We start from the raw sequence: 15,579 nt of genomic DNA, 5'->3' as shown, positions 1-15,579 counted from the left end.
TTGCCCCTACCAACTACACGGAAACGGCAACATATTCCCAGCAGGCCGTCGAGTTTATAGTTGGTTATCTGCAGAAGGACCCAGAAGGGTGCCTCGACGCACTTAAGAGAAAAGCAGGAAAATAAAAACGCCAACCCTCGGAGCAAAGGAATTCTCAGGCCGAAGCCCTACTCCCATTCGGGAACCCAGCTTTATCCTTCTCGGGTTGGCGCTGTAGTCATAATGCTAATTGCACATGTTGTCTTGCACAACACCTATTTGCCTATCGGGGAGCAGGGTTGGGCAAAAACCATGAGGTAAAAACGTTGAAAAACGTTTCTCCAAAGCCCTTCAGCCTTTCAGGGGAGCTGGCCTCCCTGCCTCTGATCGTCTAGGGCATAGCGAACCCGGGCATTAACAGGGATCTGCAGACGGCGCTGAGTTCAACCAGGCGATCGATGAGTGCATCGGGTGGTACAACACCGAACGCATCCAACAACGACTCAAGGGACTAACCCCAATGCAGTGTCGGAATCAGACCCTTGAAGCCCTAACCACCGAGAATTAAACCAGTCCAACTTTCGGGGGCTAGTTCACCCGTGACACGCCCCTTTAGTTCGGGCTATTAGATCCAGTTTGATTTTTAAGGAAATCTAGGGGGAGGATCGAGGAAGCATTGACAAACTCGATACCAATAACTTTGCCATTTTTGTCAATGTCTATCTCTATCTCCCCTTCCATTCCTTCTGTAGTTATTGCTGATATCTGTTTTTCCGGAAGGATGTCTGACCTTGCTATGGCTAGATAGGCTGCGTCAGCTTCTGGGTCATAATCAAAATTCATTTCTTGACTTTCGTAACAGTAATCACGTTTCCGTTCGACTTGTTGACAATGATTCGGATCTCGTTGCCGGTCTCAGGGTGGCGTAATGGCCGTAATGCTACTTGTGCATGTTGGCTTGCACAGTATTTATTTGCCGGTCGGGAAACTGTGTACTTCGGCCTTTCAGGGGAGCTGGCCTCCCTGCCGAAAGCTGATCGTCTAGCTCGCACTGCCGCGCAACTAGACGACCAGCAAAAACACCCCGGAAGCACCCCGGGAACACCCCGTCAAACACCCCACCAACCCCACCTTGAGCTATCCCCGCGCAACTTTTTTCGTGTTGACAGGAACAGACTCAACTTCTCGTGCGTTACACATAGTGCGAAACAAAATTTAGGCACGAAAGGATGATGCGATATGGCATCGAAGTACACACAGAAAACGCAGGAGGCTTTGCAGCAGGCGCAGATGCGTGCGTCGGCTGCGGGGAACCCGGATATGCGCCCGGCTCATGTGCTTGAGGCGTTGCTGAAGCAGGACGGCGGCATTGCTGCCCCGGTGCTCAAGGCCACGGGTGTGGATCCGGAGACGGTGGCGCGCGAGGCTGGCGAGCTGATTAGTGGTTACCCGAGCGCGGAGGGCCAGGGCATGGCCAACCCGGGGATTAATAGGGATCTGCAGACGGCGCTGAGTGTTGCGCAGGATCTTGCAGGTGAACTTGGCGACGAGTACGTTTCCGCCGATGTTCTCCTCGCCGCGGTTGCGAAGGGTAAGGACGATGCGGCTGAGTTGCTGCAGAAGCGTGGCGCAACGTTTGAGGCGCTCAAGGAGGCGTTCCCGTCGGTTCGTGGTGGCAAGAAGGTCACCTCGGAGAATCCGGAGGATCAGTTCCAGGCGCTGCAGAAGTACTCGACGGACCTGACTGCTCGTGCGCGTGAGGGCAAGATTGACCCGGTGATCGGCCGCGATTCGGAGATCCGCCGTGTGGTTCAGGTGCTTTCCCGTCGTACGAAGAATAATCCGGTGCTGATCGGTGAGCCGGGCGTCGGTAAGACTGCGATCGTTGAGGGGCTTGCGCGCCGCATTGTGGCGGGCGACGTCCCGGAGAGCCTGAAGGGCAAGACCCTGATTTCGTTGGATCTTGGCTCGATGGTTGCGGGTGCGAAGTACCGCGGTGAGTTCGAGGAGCGTCTGAAGGCTGTGCTCGATGAGATTAAGGAGTCGAACGGCCAGATCATTACGTTTATCGACGAGCTGCACACCATCGTCGGCGCCGGTGCCACCGGTGATTCCGCGATGGATGCCGGCAACATGATTAAGCCGTTGCTGGCTCGCGGTGAGCTGCGTCTGGTCGGTGCGACGACGCTCGACGAGTACCGTCAGTACATCGAGAAGGATGCTGCCCTGGAGCGTCGCTTCCAGCAGGTTTACGTTGGGGAGCCGACGGTCGAGGACACCATCGGCATCCTTCGTGGCCTGAAGGAGCGCTACGAGGTGCACCACGGCGTGCGCATCCAGGACTCGGCGCTGGTGTCGGCGGCGGAGCTTTCCAACCGCTACATCACGAACCGGTTCCTGCCGGATAAGGCAATCGATCTTGTCGACGAAGCCGGCTCCCGCTTGCGCATGCAAATCGATTCTTCCCCGCAGGAGATTGATGAGCTGGAGCGTATTGTTCGTCGTCTAGAAATCGAGGAGATCGCGCTGCAGAAGGAGTCTGACGCGGCGTCGAAGCAGCGCCTCGAGCACCTGCGCGAGGAACTTGCTGATCAGCGCGAACGCCTCGGTGAGATGAAGGCGCGTTGGGAAAACGAGAAGGCTGAGGTGAACAAGGTCCAGTCCGCGAAGGAGGAGCTCGAGCGCCTGCGCAACGAGTCCGAGATCGCGGAGCGTGACGGCGACTATGCCAAGGTCTCCGAGCTGCGCTACGGCCGCATCCCCGAACTGGAGGCGGAGGTAGCCAAGGCGGAGTCTGAGGCCAGTAACAAGACGATGCTGGAGGAGGAAGTCACGCCGGACATCATCGCCGATGTCGTCTCTTCCTGGACGGGCATTCCGGCCGGCAAGATGATGCAGGGCGAGACCGAGAAGCTGCTCAACATGGAATCTGTGCTGGGTGAGCGTGTCGTCGGCCAGAAGGAAGCCGTCGTCGCGGTGTCGGACGCGGTGCGTCGCTCCCGTGCGGGCGTGGCGGATCCGAACCGTCCGATCGGCTCGTTCCTCTTCCTCGGCCCGACGGGTGTGGGTAAGACGGAGTTGGCCAAGTCGCTTTCGGAGTTCCTTTTCGACGACGAGACCGCAATGATCCGCATCGACATGTCCGAATATGGCGAGAAGCACTCGGTTGCGCGTCTGGTCGGTGCCCCTCCGGGATACGTCGGCTACGACGCTGGCGGCCAGCTCACTGAGGCTGTTCGTCGTCGCCCGTACTCGCTCGTGCTTTTCGACGAGGTAGAGAAGGCCCATCCCGACGTCTTCGACGTGCTTCTCCAAGTGCTGGATGAGGGGCGCCTCACCGACGGTCAGGGTCGCACCGTCGACTTCCGCAACACGGTGGTGATCCTGACCTCCAACCTGGGCGCTGGTGGTGACCGCGACCAGATCATGGAGGCTGTGAAGCGCCACTTCAAGCCGGAGTTCATCAACCGTCTCGACGATGTTGTGGTGTTCGATCCGCTGAGCAAGGACCAGTTGGTCGGCATCGTCGACATTCAGCTGGAGGGCCTGGCCGAGCGTCTCGCCGCCCGTCGCCTGGTGCTGGAGGTGTCGGATTCGGCGAAGTCCTGGCTCGCAGATCGCGGCTACGACCCGGCCTACGGCGCTCGTCCGCTGCGTCGCCTGATCCAGCAGGCGATCGGTGACCGTCTGGCGAAGAAGCTGCTGGCCGGTGAGATCCGTGACGGCGACACCGTCCACGTCGATGTCGCCGACGGCGGCGAGTTCCTCGACGTCACCGCTGGCGCCACCGCCGCCTAGTTCGGCGCTGTCGCTGTAAGCCCAGGTCGGGTGGAGAAAATCCGCCCGGCCTTTTCTTCTGCACGCTCCTTTTTCTGGACATTTGTCGCTTAATGAAAACATGTTTCACTTCACTCGACGTACTCCGGTGTGATCCGTATCATTCATGGCGACCGTCCCCTTTAGGAAAGGAGCACCACATGTCCACCCCAACTTCTATGCGCGCAGCAGTTGCCGAACAATTCGGTCCAACCGTCAAGGTCAAGGAAATCGACCTTCCCAAGCCGGGCCCGTTCCAGGCACTGGTGAAGCTCTCCGCCAGCGGCATCTGCCACACCGACCTCCACGCAGTGGAAGGTGACTGGCCGGTGAAGCCGGCTCCGCCGTTCGTGCCTGGTCACGAGGGCGTCGGTGAGGTCATCGAGTTGGGTCCGGGTGAGCATTCGGTCAAGGTTGGCGACATGGTCGGCAACGCTTGGCTCTGGTCCGCATGTGGTGAGTGCGAGTTCTGCCGCACCGGCCGTGAGACGTACTGCAAGCAGGCAGAATACGGCGGCTACACGGTGAATGGTTCCTTCGGCGAGTACATGCTCGTGGATACGCGCTACGCCCCGCGCATCCCGGAAGGCGCCGACCCGGTCGAGGTCGCACCGATCCTCTGCGCTGGCGTCACCGTGTACAAGGGCCTGAAGGAAGCACAGACCAAGCCGGGCCAGTTCATGGTCATCTCCGGCATCGGTGGCCTCGGCCACCTCGCGGTGCAGTACGGCGTGGCTATGGGCATGCGCGTGATTGCGGTGGACATTGCCGACGACAAGCTCGAACTCGCCAAGGAACTCGGCGCCGAGTTCACCGTTAACGCTGCTAACACCGACCCGGGTGAGGCCGTGCAGGAGTTCACCGACGGCGGCGCGCACGGCGTGCTGGTCACGGCGGTGCACCCGGCTGCATTCGGCCAGGCCATCGCGATGTGCCGCTCCAACGGCACGATCGTCTTCAACGGCCTGCCTCCGGGGGAGTTCCCGGCACCGATCTTCGACATCGTGCTGCGCGGCATCACCATCCGCGGCTCGCTGGTCGGCACCCGTCAGGACATGGCGGAGGCGCTCGACTTCTACGCCCGCGGCGAGGTGAAGCCGCATGTCACGGCGTGCGAGCTCGACGACGTGAACAAGGTGTTTGAGGACATGCGCAACGGCAAGATCGCTGGCCGTATGTCCATCAAGTACTAGGCGTTTGGCGTCTGTGGTTTAGCCTGCAGCCTGCAGCCCAAAGCCCGCAGTCAGTACGGTTTTTCCGGCTGGCTCCGGGCTTTGTCGTGTTCGGGTCCGCACCTTGACATGCCCGCTCTGTTCTAGACACATCGTCGAGTAAAGATTAGCTTCCTATTCTCGGTGTTCTTCGGCTTCACCGTCGTTGCAGGAGAAACGTGAGGGAGGCCGGTTAGGCAGTGAGCGAGGAACGAAGATTCCACGTTGTGTGAGTTAAATGAGATCTGAGGTTTGGTGCGCTCCTTTGAGGGAGTCGAGTCTCAGATACCGGTTGAGTTTCACAAAAGCAGAACCCTTACCGGATTGATCGTGGATGATCACTGCTGAGGTTCTAGCAGTATCTGGGTCTGTAGGTCCCGATAACAGGTAGATGATGTAGCTCCGGTCGGCGCGGTACCCCTTGCTTAGGCCGAACCCCATGACTGCTGCAATCCTTTGATCGCGCTGGTCCCCATTCTTTAGCCGCTTGACTTCGTTGTGAGACCAGTCTTGGGGGACGAATCGTTCTTGAATAAGGGGAAATACTTTTGCGATGTGTGCTTCAGGGGTATCAGGAAGAAAAGATGATGGTTGAGGGTTGTTCTTAGGATCGTCTTTCGGCAGGTAGAAACCTAGGTGTTTGACCTCTCGGCTCACTCGAACTGAGTCCTCAAGAATTATTGCCGATTGATGGTGATAAGTGTCGAACAGTGGGTATCGGAATGATTTATTCGCACTACGCTGAACTGTGGTGTTTCTCGTAGAAGCGAAGAGAACGGTGTCAGGTTCGTAAACGTTTCCAGGGCGGTCTTGCAAGACCTCATCAACCTTTGAGATTGATTCGATCCAAGTTGCCGCGTCTGGATCAATCCATTTTGCGAGTCTGAGGATCTTTCGGAGTTCAACGATGGGGTCGACGTGGAGCAGTGAGTCCTGGTGGGAGACTCTATTGCGCAGCTCTCGAAGGTCCTCGAGTGCACGCCCAACTACTTTCCTATCGCTCTTGCCTGGAAACACGGAGTTCAGGTGAGTGTTCCAAAGCTCAGCCACTTGAAAATCTTTTGAATGAATGAGCTGGACCCAGAAACCGAGATTTAACTGCGAGATTATGTCGTTTTCATCTGGTGCGGTTTGGTGAGTTTTGTTAGTCAACCGCGCTGCAACTTTGCCTACTGTGTTGTCGGTGTGAACGTTCCATGGGAAAGCAAGAGGGTGGATGGTCTCCAGCTTTTGCATCATGGAGTTCCTTAGGAGTACTTCCACGTGGTGAATTACTTCGGACAGTGCTGCTGACACGGCTGCGTTCCACTCGTACAGAGCCCAAGCGGATTCTTCTTTGTTAGCGGTTTGTTCAAGATACGGTTGAAGCCGTTTTTGGGAAACCCATTCGATTTTTCTTTTCATTCCAACCCCCGTTTGGATTCCGTATTTAGTGTTTTTCTGTACACTAGCCGACAGACCGTCTTGATAGACCTTGTCTTCGGCGGTGAGGGTCTTGTTGAAGCATTTGTTGCTTGCAAGGCCCTCGTTTCGTTTAGCACTGTGACTTCGTCGAAGGGGGCGACGGCGCACAGCCACCGAAAGCCCACAAACCAACAACCCTTCCACCAACCCTTCCAACAATCCGGCCACTCCGAGATACACTGCCCCTTATGCAGCCGACTACGACGATTCTCACCCGTGTTGTCATTCCTGGTGTGGAGAGTGAGCAGCTTCGGGCTCAGCAGATTGGGTCGAATTTGTTTGTGGTGGCGAGTGTGCCGTTCGTCGATACGACGCTCGCATTGGGGGACATTGTGGAGTGCGTGCTGGTCGGGGGCGCGTTCCACGTGGATCGTGTGGTGGTGCGTGGGGGCGCGTCGACGGTGCGTGTGTTGCCGGAGGATGAGAGCCCGCAGGAGATTGCGGCGACGCTGCTGGCGTTTGGTTGTCGCGTGGAGTTGGGCCCTGGCGGCATGTTGGCGGCGAGCATTGGTGCGGATTGTCCGCGCGAGGGGATCGCGGAGTGGCTTGGCGGTTTGGCGGAGCAGGGTGCGATTCAGCTTGCTCCGGGCTACATGGCTTAGCCGCGCTACCACCGACCGGCGCCACCAACCGCCTTACACCGCGCCCCGACCCCGAAACCTCGTTACACTTGCGCGCATGAGCGTTTTCGTTTCTGCCGCGGATCTCAATGAGCGTATTCAGGCTGGCCTGAAGCAGACCGTTATTGCTTCGCTCTGGGAGCCGGAGGCTGGTAAGGCGTGGTCGAAGTTTCAGTCCGAGCATGTGCCGACGGCGTTGTTTTGTGATCCGTCGTCGCAGTTGGCGGGGCTGCCGGGTCGCAAGGCGGGGCGTAACCCGTTGCCGGCGTTTGGTGTGGTGAAGAAGGCGGTTGCGAATTGGGGGATCGAGGAGGATCGCCCGGTGTACATCTACGACGGTGGCAACGGGCTGTTCGCGGCGCGCACGTGGTGGATTCTGCGTTGGGTGGGCGTGACTGATGTGCACATCGTGGATGGTGGGTTTGCAGCGTGGAAGCGCGAGAAGCTCCCCACGGTGGCGGGTCCGGGTGGCATTGTGGTGCCGCGCGAGCCGGAGCGCCTGGAGCCGGGCAGTATGCCGACGGCGTCGATGGAGGATGTCCGCGAGTTTGAGGGCATGATCCTGGACGCGAGGAGCGCGCGCCGTTTCGCAGGCCGCCGCGAGATCCTGGACCTGCGCGCGGGTCACATTCCGGGTGCGGTGAATCTGCCGGTGACAGATCTTTTCGACGACACCACGCACCTGATCAAGGACACCAACACCATCCGCGGCCGCCTGGCGGAGGTCGGTATCACCCAGAACACGGACCCGCAGAGCGTGATTACGTATTCGGGTTCGGGCAACCACTCGGCGAAGTTGTTGGCGGCGATGGAGCACGCTGGCCTGCCGGTGTTGACGCACTATGTGGGCGGTTGGTCGCAGTGGAGTGCGAATAAGGAGAACCGCGTGGTTACGCGTGTTTAGCGTGTCGTGTCGGCGGGCGCTGTAACATCGTCGCTGATGATTGCTGTGCTGTTAGTTCTCGCGTTTGTGGCGCTCGCCGCTGGTGTTGCGCTGTTTGTCGCTGATGCGCGTGAACGAAGCCCACGGCGTGCGTGGGCGCGGCAGCACGGATTTACGTTTGCCAAGGTAGACGATCTGTTGGCGGCGGAGTGGCGTCGTGGTGCGGCGTCTGCGGGGGCGACGGCGCGCGAGGTCGTGTCGGGCTCCGCGTTCGGCCATGATCTGCATTTGGCGGATTTGGGGGAGACGACGGTGCTTGCGGTACCCACCGGCCGCGAGGCGGATGTTGTGGTGGATATGCGCCGCGACGGGTTCGAGCCGACACAGCGCGACGATGACCTGGTGGAGGCCACCCGCGAGGGTGCGTTCACGGTCCATGCCACGAGTGTTGGCCCTGCGCGCAGGCTTATCGACGACCGCGTGCGCACCGCCCTATCCACCCTCCCGCCCGCAGTCAACGCGGTGTGGTTCGAGGGGGCGTGGGTGATTGCCCAGTTCGCGCCGGGGTCAACGGCGCAGGATTGGGATGCGTCGTTGGCCGCGGTGGCGCTGCTGGCGGATGCTGCGCGCACACTCCCGCCGGTCGAGGATGCTCCGTTGTGGGTGGGGGAGGAGAAGGTGCAGGGGGTCGTCGAAAAGCAAGCGGGCCCTGAGCGGCCGGAAGATCCGGTGGAGCTGCCCACGCGGGTCACGGGTGGGGAGCGCGGTGAGGTCGAGGAGCGCGATCTTGGTGGCGACGATGTTGCCGCGATTGCTGGCGACGAGCGCACCGGCACCGACCTGACACGGGTAAAGCGTGTGCAGGGACCGTCGTCGATTTTTGATTCTGAGGAGAAATGATGAAAGAACAACTTGCTGAACTGGTCAAAGAGCTTGCCGTGGTGCACGGGAAGGTAACGCTGTCGTCGGGCAAGGAGGCTGATTACTACGTGGATCTGCGTCGCGCGACGCTGCACCACGAGGCCAGCCCGCTGATCGGCAAACTGCTGCGTGAACTGACCGCTGATCTGGACTTCGACGCTGTTGGCGGCCTGACCCTGGGCGCGGACCCAGTGGCTACTGCCGTGATGCATGCGGAGGGGCGCCCGATCGACGCGTTTGTGGTGCGCAAGGAAGCGAAGAAGCACGGTATGCAGCGCCGCATCGAGGGCCCGTCCATCAAGGGCAAGCGCGTGCTGGTTGTGGAGGACACCACCACGACCGGCAACTCCCCGCTGACCGCCGTGGAGGCCTGCCGTGCGGAGGGCGCCGAGGTGGTTGCGGTGGCCACGGTGGTGGATCGTGCGACGGGTGCGGACAAGGTGATTGCGGACGCCGGCCTGGAGTACCGCTACCTGCTGGGCCTGGAGGATCTCGGGCTTGCCTGAGTTAGATAACGGGAAGGGCCCGACCGAGTGGATGGAGGGCCGCCACGGTGTGGGCCCCTGGGAGGGCGAGTGGCCGGATGATCCGCGCTACGACCCGGAGTACCTCGAACACGGCGACACCCGAAACGTTGTCGACGCCTACCGCTACTGGTCGCTGGACGCCGTGGTGGAGGATCTGGATACGCGCCGGCACCCGTTCCATGTCGCTATTGAGAACTTTGAAAACGACATGAACATCGGCACGGTCGTGCGCACCGCGAACGCGTTTCTGGCCAAGGAGGTCCACATCGTGGGCCGGAAGCGTTGGAACCGGCGCGGCGCGATGGTGACGGACCGCTACCAACATATTCGTCACCACGAAACGGTCGCGGATCTCATCGAGTGGGCGAACGGCGAGGGCATCGCTGTCGTGGCCATCGATAACACCCCCGGATGCGTACCCCTGGAAACAGCCGAGCTGCCCCGCGAGTGCGTGCTCCTCTTCGGGCAGGAAGGCCCCGGCGTGACCGAGGCCGCCCAGGAGGCGGCGGTGATGACCTGCTCAATCGCCCAATTCGGCTCGACGCGCTCGATTAACGCGGGCGTGGCGGCGGGGATCGCCATGCATGCCTGGATCCGCCAGCATGCAGACCTGTCTCACGCGTGGTAGCAAAACGGCGCGGTCTGGCAATATAACAGGCAAAATAACTGGCAACATACGTGGAAACGTCACTACTTAGAGGAGACATCAGTGCCTGAAACCTGGGCGCATCGTGCTGATTTGGCGGAATCGGCAATTACTGAACGTCACGCCCAGAAGCTCTGGATGTTGCCGAAGACCAACATGGCCGTCGTCGCCTGGCCGCCGGGGCTGAAAGACAAGCTGTTTTGGCACTGGCACTACTGGTGGCAGGCGCAGTACCTAGATTGTCAGGTGGATGCGGCGATGCGACGTCCGACGAAGACGCGTCGGCGCCGGATCCTCCAGACGATGCGCACGATCCAGGGGCGTAGCCGCGGCCGCTTGACCCGCAACATTTACTACGACGACAAGGCGTGGCTCGCGCTTGCCTGGGCGCGTGCGGGGCAGTTGCCGAAGAATAACGGCAAGGTGTCGTCGAAACGCTCGAAGGTGCTCGAGGATCTGGAGTTTGACCTGCTCTCGGGCATCGACCCGGTGGTGGGCGTGCTGCCGTGGCGTACGGGGGAGACGTTCTACAACATCCCGTCGAACGCGACCGCCGCGATGGTGTTCGCGCGCACCGGCCGGTTGGATAAGGCGCGCGAGATCGTCGACTGGATCTTTGACAACCTGGTGCGCGAGGACGGTCTGCTCAGCGACGGTGTTCGGATGCGCATGTCGGGGCCTGAGGTCGTCGATAAGATTTACACCTACAATCAGGGCACGGTGCTCGGCGCGAGCCTGGAGATCGCGCTCGCGCTGCGTGAGGATGTCGGCCTGGCCCACGACGAACCCATCGACTCGTTCGAAAACTCGGAGCGCGCCGATGCTTCCATGTTCTACATCACCCACATCCGCGCGATCGTGCAGGCCATCGCCCTGGAGATGGCCACCCCGCACGGCGTGCTGCTGAGCCCGCCGGAGGAGTCCGGCGAGGGCGACGGCGGCCTGTTCAAGGGCATCCTCGCGCGCTACCTCGCCGACGTGGCCACGCGTCTGCCGGAGGATTCGAAGGAGAACATCGCCACGAAGAAGATCGCGGCGCGCCTGGTCATGCAGTCCGCCGAGTCGCTGTGGTCGCACCGCCTGGAGGTCGACGGCCTGCCGGTTTTTGCCGCGGAGTGGACCGAGGATGCGCGGCTGCCGCATAACTATGGGTTGGGGCCGGCGTCGATTAGCGAGGCCGTGGGGCTCGTGCGTATCGACGAACGCGACCTCTCCGTCCAACTCTCCGGCTGGATGCTGCTTGAAGCAGCGGCGAAGGTGTCTGCAGCAATGGCGTAATATCGTGGGCACCGTTGTGGCAAAGGGAGGTGCTCGGGACGCATGCAGAAGAACAAGCGGGCGTTGATCGTCGTTGATGTGCAGGCAGGATTCCTGACCGACTACACGTCGCGTTGCCTACCGCGCGTGCACGAGCTCCTCGCTTCTGATGAGTTTGACCTGGTTATCGCTACCAGGTTTTTCAACCCTGATGGGTCGGCGTTCCGTACCCGCATTAACTGGGATCGGTTGTCCTCGCCTGAGGAAGTGCAGCTCGATCGGCTCGTGGAAGAGCGCGCGGACATCATCATCGACAAGGACACCTACGGTTGCGGCGAGGCTTTGCTTTCTGCACTGAAGTCTCACGGGATTTCGGGGGCTACCCTTGTCGGCATTGATACTGACGTGTGCGTTTTGCAAAACGCTGCGTACCTCTTTGACCATGGCGTCAATGTTGATGTGGACCTAGCGGGTTGCGCCACAAACGGTGGCCCCGAAGCAGACGCTGCCGCGGCACGTCTGATGGGGCGGACAATCGGTTATAAACACACGCGCGGACACACCGCAGCGTAAGAACAATTTCGGGGGGCGAAATGCAGTGGGGGTTTACAAGATACGAGTTTGCACCGACAGATGTCGGTGGGCCGATCACAGATGCGCGCGTCATAGCTCGTATCGAAGGCGAATTCCGAGCTCTCGGGTGGGAGCAATGCACGGAAGTGTTTGGTACGCGCGATCACGCATTGTTGCTACCACGCACGTATGCAATCGTCTCAAAGGGCGATACCTTGCTTTATCTTTCCCAGTCCGGGTACGGAGTGGCCCGATACCAATTCGACTACCGCGCTGATATCGGGGAAGAGCCAGTTGCATCCGTGGCAAACGCGCTTCGGGATCGTGTTCTGTTCCAACAATCACTCAGCGATTCACCAGATAAGACAGTGCGTGAAGTCGAAGAATTGATTCGGTATATTAGGAAGATTCAGGAGCGTTACCGGCGGGAACTCTTCCGAGGTTCTGCAAACGACGCGGTGCACGAATATTCATTCTCGGTCTACGCGGTATCTGAGCCCGTCGACGATCGCTTGGTCCACGCGCTTCTGCATCCAAGAGATGTTGGTTGTTCCCTAGGACTGGATCAAGCCAACCTTCCGTCGACCAACCACTTGGTAGACCGAATCAATGGAACAATCCCAAATCTTCCGTGCCCGATCATTGATAGTCAAGGGCACCGTTTCTGGAGCAGCTGGTCGGCCAGCGTTATCGGGGCAAGTTGTTCAGGATTAGAGGAACTCGTCTCACTTAGTGAATTCAGAGTTCAGTCGACCTGGCTCGCTGCACACAAGACCGCGAAGATGGCAGCACAGGTTGACCTCGCAGGACTCGATTCGAAGGGATCCTCCAAAATGCGATTCCTCCAGTCTGACTTTGTATTGGTTGTCGCACGGCACCGTGAACGCTTAGGGGCTCATTCACCTGCACTCCACTCAAGCTTGTTGGACGAAATCAATCGTTCGAGTGATCTCGACGCCGAAATAGCTCGAGCCGAGACAAACCTCGAATCTGCTGTTGCAACGATGGCGTATTACGACGAACGCTCGAACCTAAAAGGCCGAAGACTCATTGAATTCGCAGCGTGGGTTTTCGGTGTAGCGGGTCTAGCCGAGCTTCTTGTCGAGCTTCCACTCCGCCCAAACACGTTTGCTACCCACCCGTTTTCTTTCGCTGCGTGGCTCCTCTTGGCCACTGTTGGGGGCATTGTGGTTTTCCGTCAGCGGTAGTTTCCTAAAACGGGCATACTGGTGTGCGTAAACGGTCCCAATCCCAGGAGGATTTTCATGCCTATCGCAACCCCCGAGGTCTATAACCAGATGCTGGATTCCGCCAAGAAGGGCGGCTACGCGTTTCCGGCGATTAACTGCACGTCTTCGGAGACGATCAACGCGGCCATCAAGGGGTTCGCGGAGGCGGAGTCGGACGGCATCATTCAGTTCTCCATCGGTGGTGCGGAGTTTGCGTCTGGTCAGGCTGTGAAGAACAAGGTGACGGGCGCGAAGGCGTTGGCTGCGTTTGCGCATGAGGTGGCGAAGCATTACGACGTCAACATTGCACTGCACACCGACCACTGCCAGAAGGAAGTGCTCGACGACTACGTGCGTCCGCTCATCGCTTACTCCCAGGAGCGCGTGAACGCCGGCGAGCTGCCGTTGTTCCAGTCCCACATGTGGGATGGTTCCGCGGTTCCTATCGACGAGAACCTGGAGATCGCCCAGGAACTCCTGGCTAAGGCTCGCGCTGCGAACATCATTCTCGAGGTGGAGATTGGTGTTGTCGGTGGTGAAGAGGACGGCGTTGAGGCGAAGGCCGGCGCGAACCTGTACACCTCGGAGGAGGACTTCGCCAAGACCGTTGATGCCCTGGGTACCGGCGAGAATGGCCGCTACCTGCTGGCGGCGACCTTCGGCAATGTCCACGGCGTGTACAAGCCGGGCAACGTGAAGTTGCGCCCCGAGGTCCTGGATATGGGCCAGAAGGTTGCGGAGAAGAAGCTCGGCCTGGCTGAGGGCACGAACCCGTTCGACTTCGTCTTCCACGGCGGCTCCGGCTCCGAGAAGGAGAAGATCGAGGAGTCCTTGCGTTACGGCGTGATCAAGATGAACGTGGACACGGATACTCAGTACGCGTTCACCCGCCCGGTTGTGTCGCACATGTTTGAGAACTACGACGGTGTGCTCAAGATTGATGGCGAGGTGGGCAACAAGAAGATGTACGACCCGCGTTCCTACCTGAAGAAGGCCGAGAACGCTATGGCTGCGCGCGTCATCGAGGCGTGCCAGGACCTCCACTCGGTGGGCAAGTCGGTTTCTAAGTAAGCCACTGCTTATCGACGACACCACCTCCCCGGGCCCCACAGCCCAGGGAGGGTTTCCCTTTCGGGCCTAAGCTGTTTAACCATGGCTAAGCAGAGGATGGGCACGCGCGCGCGTCTGCAGTTGGTTGATAAGTCGCTGCAGTCGCGGGTGAAGCGTGTGCGGAAGCGGTTGTTGCCAATTTTGCAGATCGCCTTGGCCGCCGGGTTCGCGTACTACATTGCGCACGACGTGATGGGTCACGCCCGGCCGTTTTTCGCCCCGATTGCCACGGTGATCATCATTGGCATGACGGGCGGCGACCGTGTGTCGAAGTCGGTGGAGATGGCCATGGGCTGCGTGCTCGGCGTGCTGGTGGGCGACCTGATTTTCTACCGGCTCGGCGCCGGCGGCTGGCAGATCGCGGTGATTGTCGCTGGGTCGTTGTTGATCGCGTCGTTTTTGAGCAAGTCAGTTCTGGTGAATAACCAGGCCGCGATCGGTTCGATCCTGATCGCGACAATCATGCCGCCTGGTAGCGAGTTCACCGGCGTGGACCGCACTATCGACGCCATCATCGGCTGCCTGATTGCAATGGCAGTCATCGCCCTGGTGCCTCAGGCTCCGATGTCGGAGGCCCGCGCGGAAGTGTCCAAAGTGATGGGCATCGTCTCTTCGGTTCTCGACGACGTGGCCACCGGCCTCCGCGAACGCAACCCCAACATCATCGACGAGGCCCTCGAGCAAATCCGTGGCACCCAAACGGGTATCGATGACTTAGCCGCCGCGATCAAGTCCGGCGAAGAAGCCAGCCGTGTCTCCCCGTTTTTGTGGGGCACTCGCCGCTACATCAACTCCCTGGCACGCGTGATCCCGCCGGTGGATAACGCGGTGCGTACCTCCCGTGTGCTCGCGCGCCGGGCTCACGTTCTTGTCGAGGACAGCGACACCATCACCGACCAACAAATCGAGCTCTTGGACACCTTGTCCCGCGTCTGCCTCGAACTTTCCGAGGTCTACGACGTGAACTCCCGCGTCGCCCAAGCCACCGTCATCCCGGAGTGCGTCAACGAGTTGCGTGCTGCGGGCCAGGCCGCCGGCATGGATATCGTCCCCAAGGATGCCGTCCTGTCCGCCTACGCCATCCTCGCGCAGACCCGCTCCCTGATCGTGGACCTGCTGATGGTGTGCGGCATGTCCCGCGAGTCCGCCCTCGCCGCCCTGGTGCCTACTTCCACGACGCCGAAGTACGAGCCCGAAACCTTCGACTTCGACTAGTTTCACGCCGCCCTGTTGCCGGCGCCGGTGAGCCGCCCTTCCGCCGCGCCGCCCTGTTGCCCGCCCTGCTCCCTGATCGTCTAGCTCCCTCGCGGCACAACTAGACGTGTTATGTCCATGAACATTTT

Annotated in this window: 15 protein-coding genes and 1 pseudogene; 14 read left to right on the top strand and 2 right to left on the bottom strand. The window is 60.1% G+C overall.

Going from position 1 to position 15,579, the window contains the following annotated elements:
• Both HMPREF2617_RS12425 and HMPREF2617_RS11555 read left to right on the top strand, forming a co-directional pair.
• Positions 1–125 (top strand): hypothetical protein (locus HMPREF2617_RS12425; RefSeq protein ID WP_371441283.1); only part of this gene is annotated, 125 nt, incomplete at its 5' end.
• Between the two features lie 278 nt (positions 126–403).
• Positions 404–547 (top strand): annotated as a pseudogene (locus HMPREF2617_RS11555) (IS3 family transposase); the annotation flags it as partial.
• Between the two features lie 44 nt (positions 548–591).
• Here the strand turns inward: HMPREF2617_RS11555 and HMPREF2617_RS01475 are convergent.
• Complete coding sequence (locus HMPREF2617_RS01475) at positions 592–822, bottom strand: DUF2283 domain-containing protein (protein ID WP_070450128.1); 231 nt, start codon at positions 820–822, stop codon at positions 592–594.
• Between the two features lie 396 nt (positions 823–1,218).
• Here HMPREF2617_RS01475 and clpB point away from each other — a divergent pair, with 396 nt between their 5' ends.
• Together clpB and adhP are read left to right on the top strand one after the other, a co-directional pair.
• Positions 1,219–3,777 carry an ATP-dependent chaperone ClpB gene (gene clpB / locus HMPREF2617_RS01470; protein WP_070839270.1) on the top strand — a complete coding sequence of 853 codons (2,559 nt, stop codon included), beginning with the start codon at positions 1,219–1,221 and terminating at the stop codon, positions 3,775–3,777.
• A gap of 179 nt (positions 3,778–3,956) precedes the next feature.
• Entirely contained in the window at positions 3,957–4,988 is a 1,032-nt protein-coding gene (gene adhP, locus HMPREF2617_RS01465) for an alcohol dehydrogenase AdhP (RefSeq protein WP_070839268.1), read from the top strand.
• Between the two features lie 252 nt (positions 4,989–5,240).
• Here the strand turns inward: adhP and HMPREF2617_RS01460 are convergent, their stop codons facing one another.
• Positions 5,241–6,638 carry a hypothetical protein gene (locus HMPREF2617_RS01460; RefSeq protein ID WP_141762977.1) on the bottom strand — a complete coding sequence of 466 codons (1,398 nt, stop codon included), beginning with the start codon at positions 6,636–6,638 and terminating at the stop codon, positions 5,241–5,243.
• Positions 6,639–6,658: 20 nt separating this feature from the next.
• Here HMPREF2617_RS01460 and HMPREF2617_RS01455 point away from each other — a divergent pair, with 20 nt between their 5' ends.
• From HMPREF2617_RS01455 to HMPREF2617_RS01410, 10 genes are all read left to right on the top strand, one after another.
• Entirely contained in the window at positions 6,659–7,072 is a 414-nt protein-coding gene (locus HMPREF2617_RS01455; protein ID WP_070450118.1) for a DUF4265 domain-containing protein, read from the top strand.
• A 76-nt stretch (positions 7,073–7,148) separates the two neighbouring features.
• Complete coding sequence (locus tag HMPREF2617_RS01450; RefSeq protein ID WP_070450114.1) at positions 7,149–7,994, top strand: sulfurtransferase; 846 nt, start codon at positions 7,149–7,151, stop codon at positions 7,992–7,994.
• A gap of 36 nt (positions 7,995–8,030) precedes the next feature.
• The gene (locus tag HMPREF2617_RS01445; protein ID WP_070450131.1) at positions 8,031–8,873 is read left to right on the top strand and encodes a type III secretion system chaperone family protein; all 843 of its coding nucleotides are present in this window, start codon (positions 8,031–8,033) and stop codon (positions 8,871–8,873) included.
• A complete protein-coding gene (gene pyrE / locus HMPREF2617_RS01440; protein ID WP_070423263.1) occupies positions 8,870–9,400 on the top strand; it encodes an orotate phosphoribosyltransferase in 531 nt (176 codons plus the stop codon). The genes HMPREF2617_RS01445 and pyrE overlap by 4 nt, the downstream gene beginning before the upstream one ends.
• A gap of 31 nt (positions 9,401–9,431) precedes the next feature.
• On the top strand, positions 9,432–10,049 hold the full coding sequence (locus HMPREF2617_RS01435; RefSeq protein ID WP_070839273.1) for a TrmH family RNA methyltransferase: 618 nt from the start codon (positions 9,432–9,434) through the stop codon (positions 10,047–10,049).
• Positions 10,050–10,130: 81 nt separating this feature from the next.
• Positions 10,131–11,345: a glycoside hydrolase family 76 protein gene (locus HMPREF2617_RS01430; protein ID WP_070615435.1), complete on the top strand. Its 1,215-nt coding sequence runs from the start codon at positions 10,131–10,133 to the stop codon at positions 11,343–11,345.
• Positions 11,346–11,387: 42 nt separating this feature from the next.
• The gene (locus tag HMPREF2617_RS01425; RefSeq protein ID WP_070839261.1) at positions 11,388–11,897 is read left to right on the top strand and encodes a cysteine hydrolase family protein; all 510 of its coding nucleotides are present in this window, start codon (positions 11,388–11,390) and stop codon (positions 11,895–11,897) included.
• 146 nt (positions 11,898–12,043) lie between these two features.
• On the top strand, positions 12,044–13,105 hold the full coding sequence (locus tag HMPREF2617_RS01420) for a hypothetical protein (protein WP_141762976.1): 1,062 nt from the start codon (positions 12,044–12,046) through the stop codon (positions 13,103–13,105).
• 57 nt (positions 13,106–13,162) lie between these two features.
• A complete protein-coding gene (gene fbaA / locus HMPREF2617_RS01415) occupies positions 13,163–14,197 on the top strand; it encodes a class II fructose-bisphosphate aldolase (protein ID WP_070450105.1) in 1,035 nt (344 codons plus the stop codon).
• Between the two features lie 81 nt (positions 14,198–14,278).
• Positions 14,279–15,451, top strand: coding sequence for an FUSC family protein (locus HMPREF2617_RS01410; RefSeq protein ID WP_070484514.1), 1,173 nt, complete (start codon positions 14,279–14,281; stop codon positions 15,449–15,451).
• Positions 15,452–15,579: the final 128 nt, after the last annotated feature.

The organism is Corynebacterium sp. HMSC070H05, from assembly GCF_001837615.1.
GTDB lineage: Bacteria > Actinomycetota > Actinomycetes > Mycobacteriales > Mycobacteriaceae > Corynebacterium > Corynebacterium coyleae.
Note: the sequence above shows the minus strand (reverse complement) of the source record. Positions and strands in the feature narration are given on the sequence as shown.

Excerpts from the sequence above, each read along its gene's own strand:
- HMPREF2617_RS01450 (WP_070450114.1), top strand. The coding sequence starts at position 7,149 with ATGAGCGTTTTCGTTTCTGCCGCGGATCTCAATGAGCGTATTCAGGCT.
- HMPREF2617_RS01475 (WP_070450128.1), bottom strand. The coding sequence starts at position 822 with ATGAATTTTGATTATGACCCAGAAGCTGACGCAGCCTATCTAGCCATA.
- HMPREF2617_RS01410 (WP_070484514.1), top strand. The coding sequence starts at position 14,279 with ATGGCTAAGCAGAGGATGGGCACGCGCGCGCGTCTGCAGTTGGTTGAT.
- pyrE (WP_070423263.1), top strand. The coding sequence starts at position 8,870 with ATGATGAAAGAACAACTTGCTGAACTGGTCAAAGAGCTTGCCGTGGTG.
- adhP (WP_070839268.1), top strand. The coding sequence starts at position 3,957 with ATGTCCACCCCAACTTCTATGCGCGCAGCAGTTGCCGAACAATTCGGT.
- HMPREF2617_RS01425 (WP_070839261.1), top strand. The coding sequence starts at position 11,388 with ATGCAGAAGAACAAGCGGGCGTTGATCGTCGTTGATGTGCAGGCAGGA.
- HMPREF2617_RS01455 (WP_070450118.1), top strand. The coding sequence starts at position 6,659 with ATGCAGCCGACTACGACGATTCTCACCCGTGTTGTCATTCCTGGTGTG.
- HMPREF2617_RS01445 (WP_070450131.1), top strand. The coding sequence starts at position 8,031 with ATGATTGCTGTGCTGTTAGTTCTCGCGTTTGTGGCGCTCGCCGCTGGT.
- fbaA (WP_070450105.1), top strand. The coding sequence starts at position 13,163 with ATGCCTATCGCAACCCCCGAGGTCTATAACCAGATGCTGGATTCCGCC.
- HMPREF2617_RS01435 (WP_070839273.1), top strand. The coding sequence starts at position 9,432 with ATGGAGGGCCGCCACGGTGTGGGCCCCTGGGAGGGCGAGTGGCCGGAT.
- clpB (WP_070839270.1), top strand. The coding sequence starts at position 1,219 with ATGGCATCGAAGTACACACAGAAAACGCAGGAGGCTTTGCAGCAGGCG.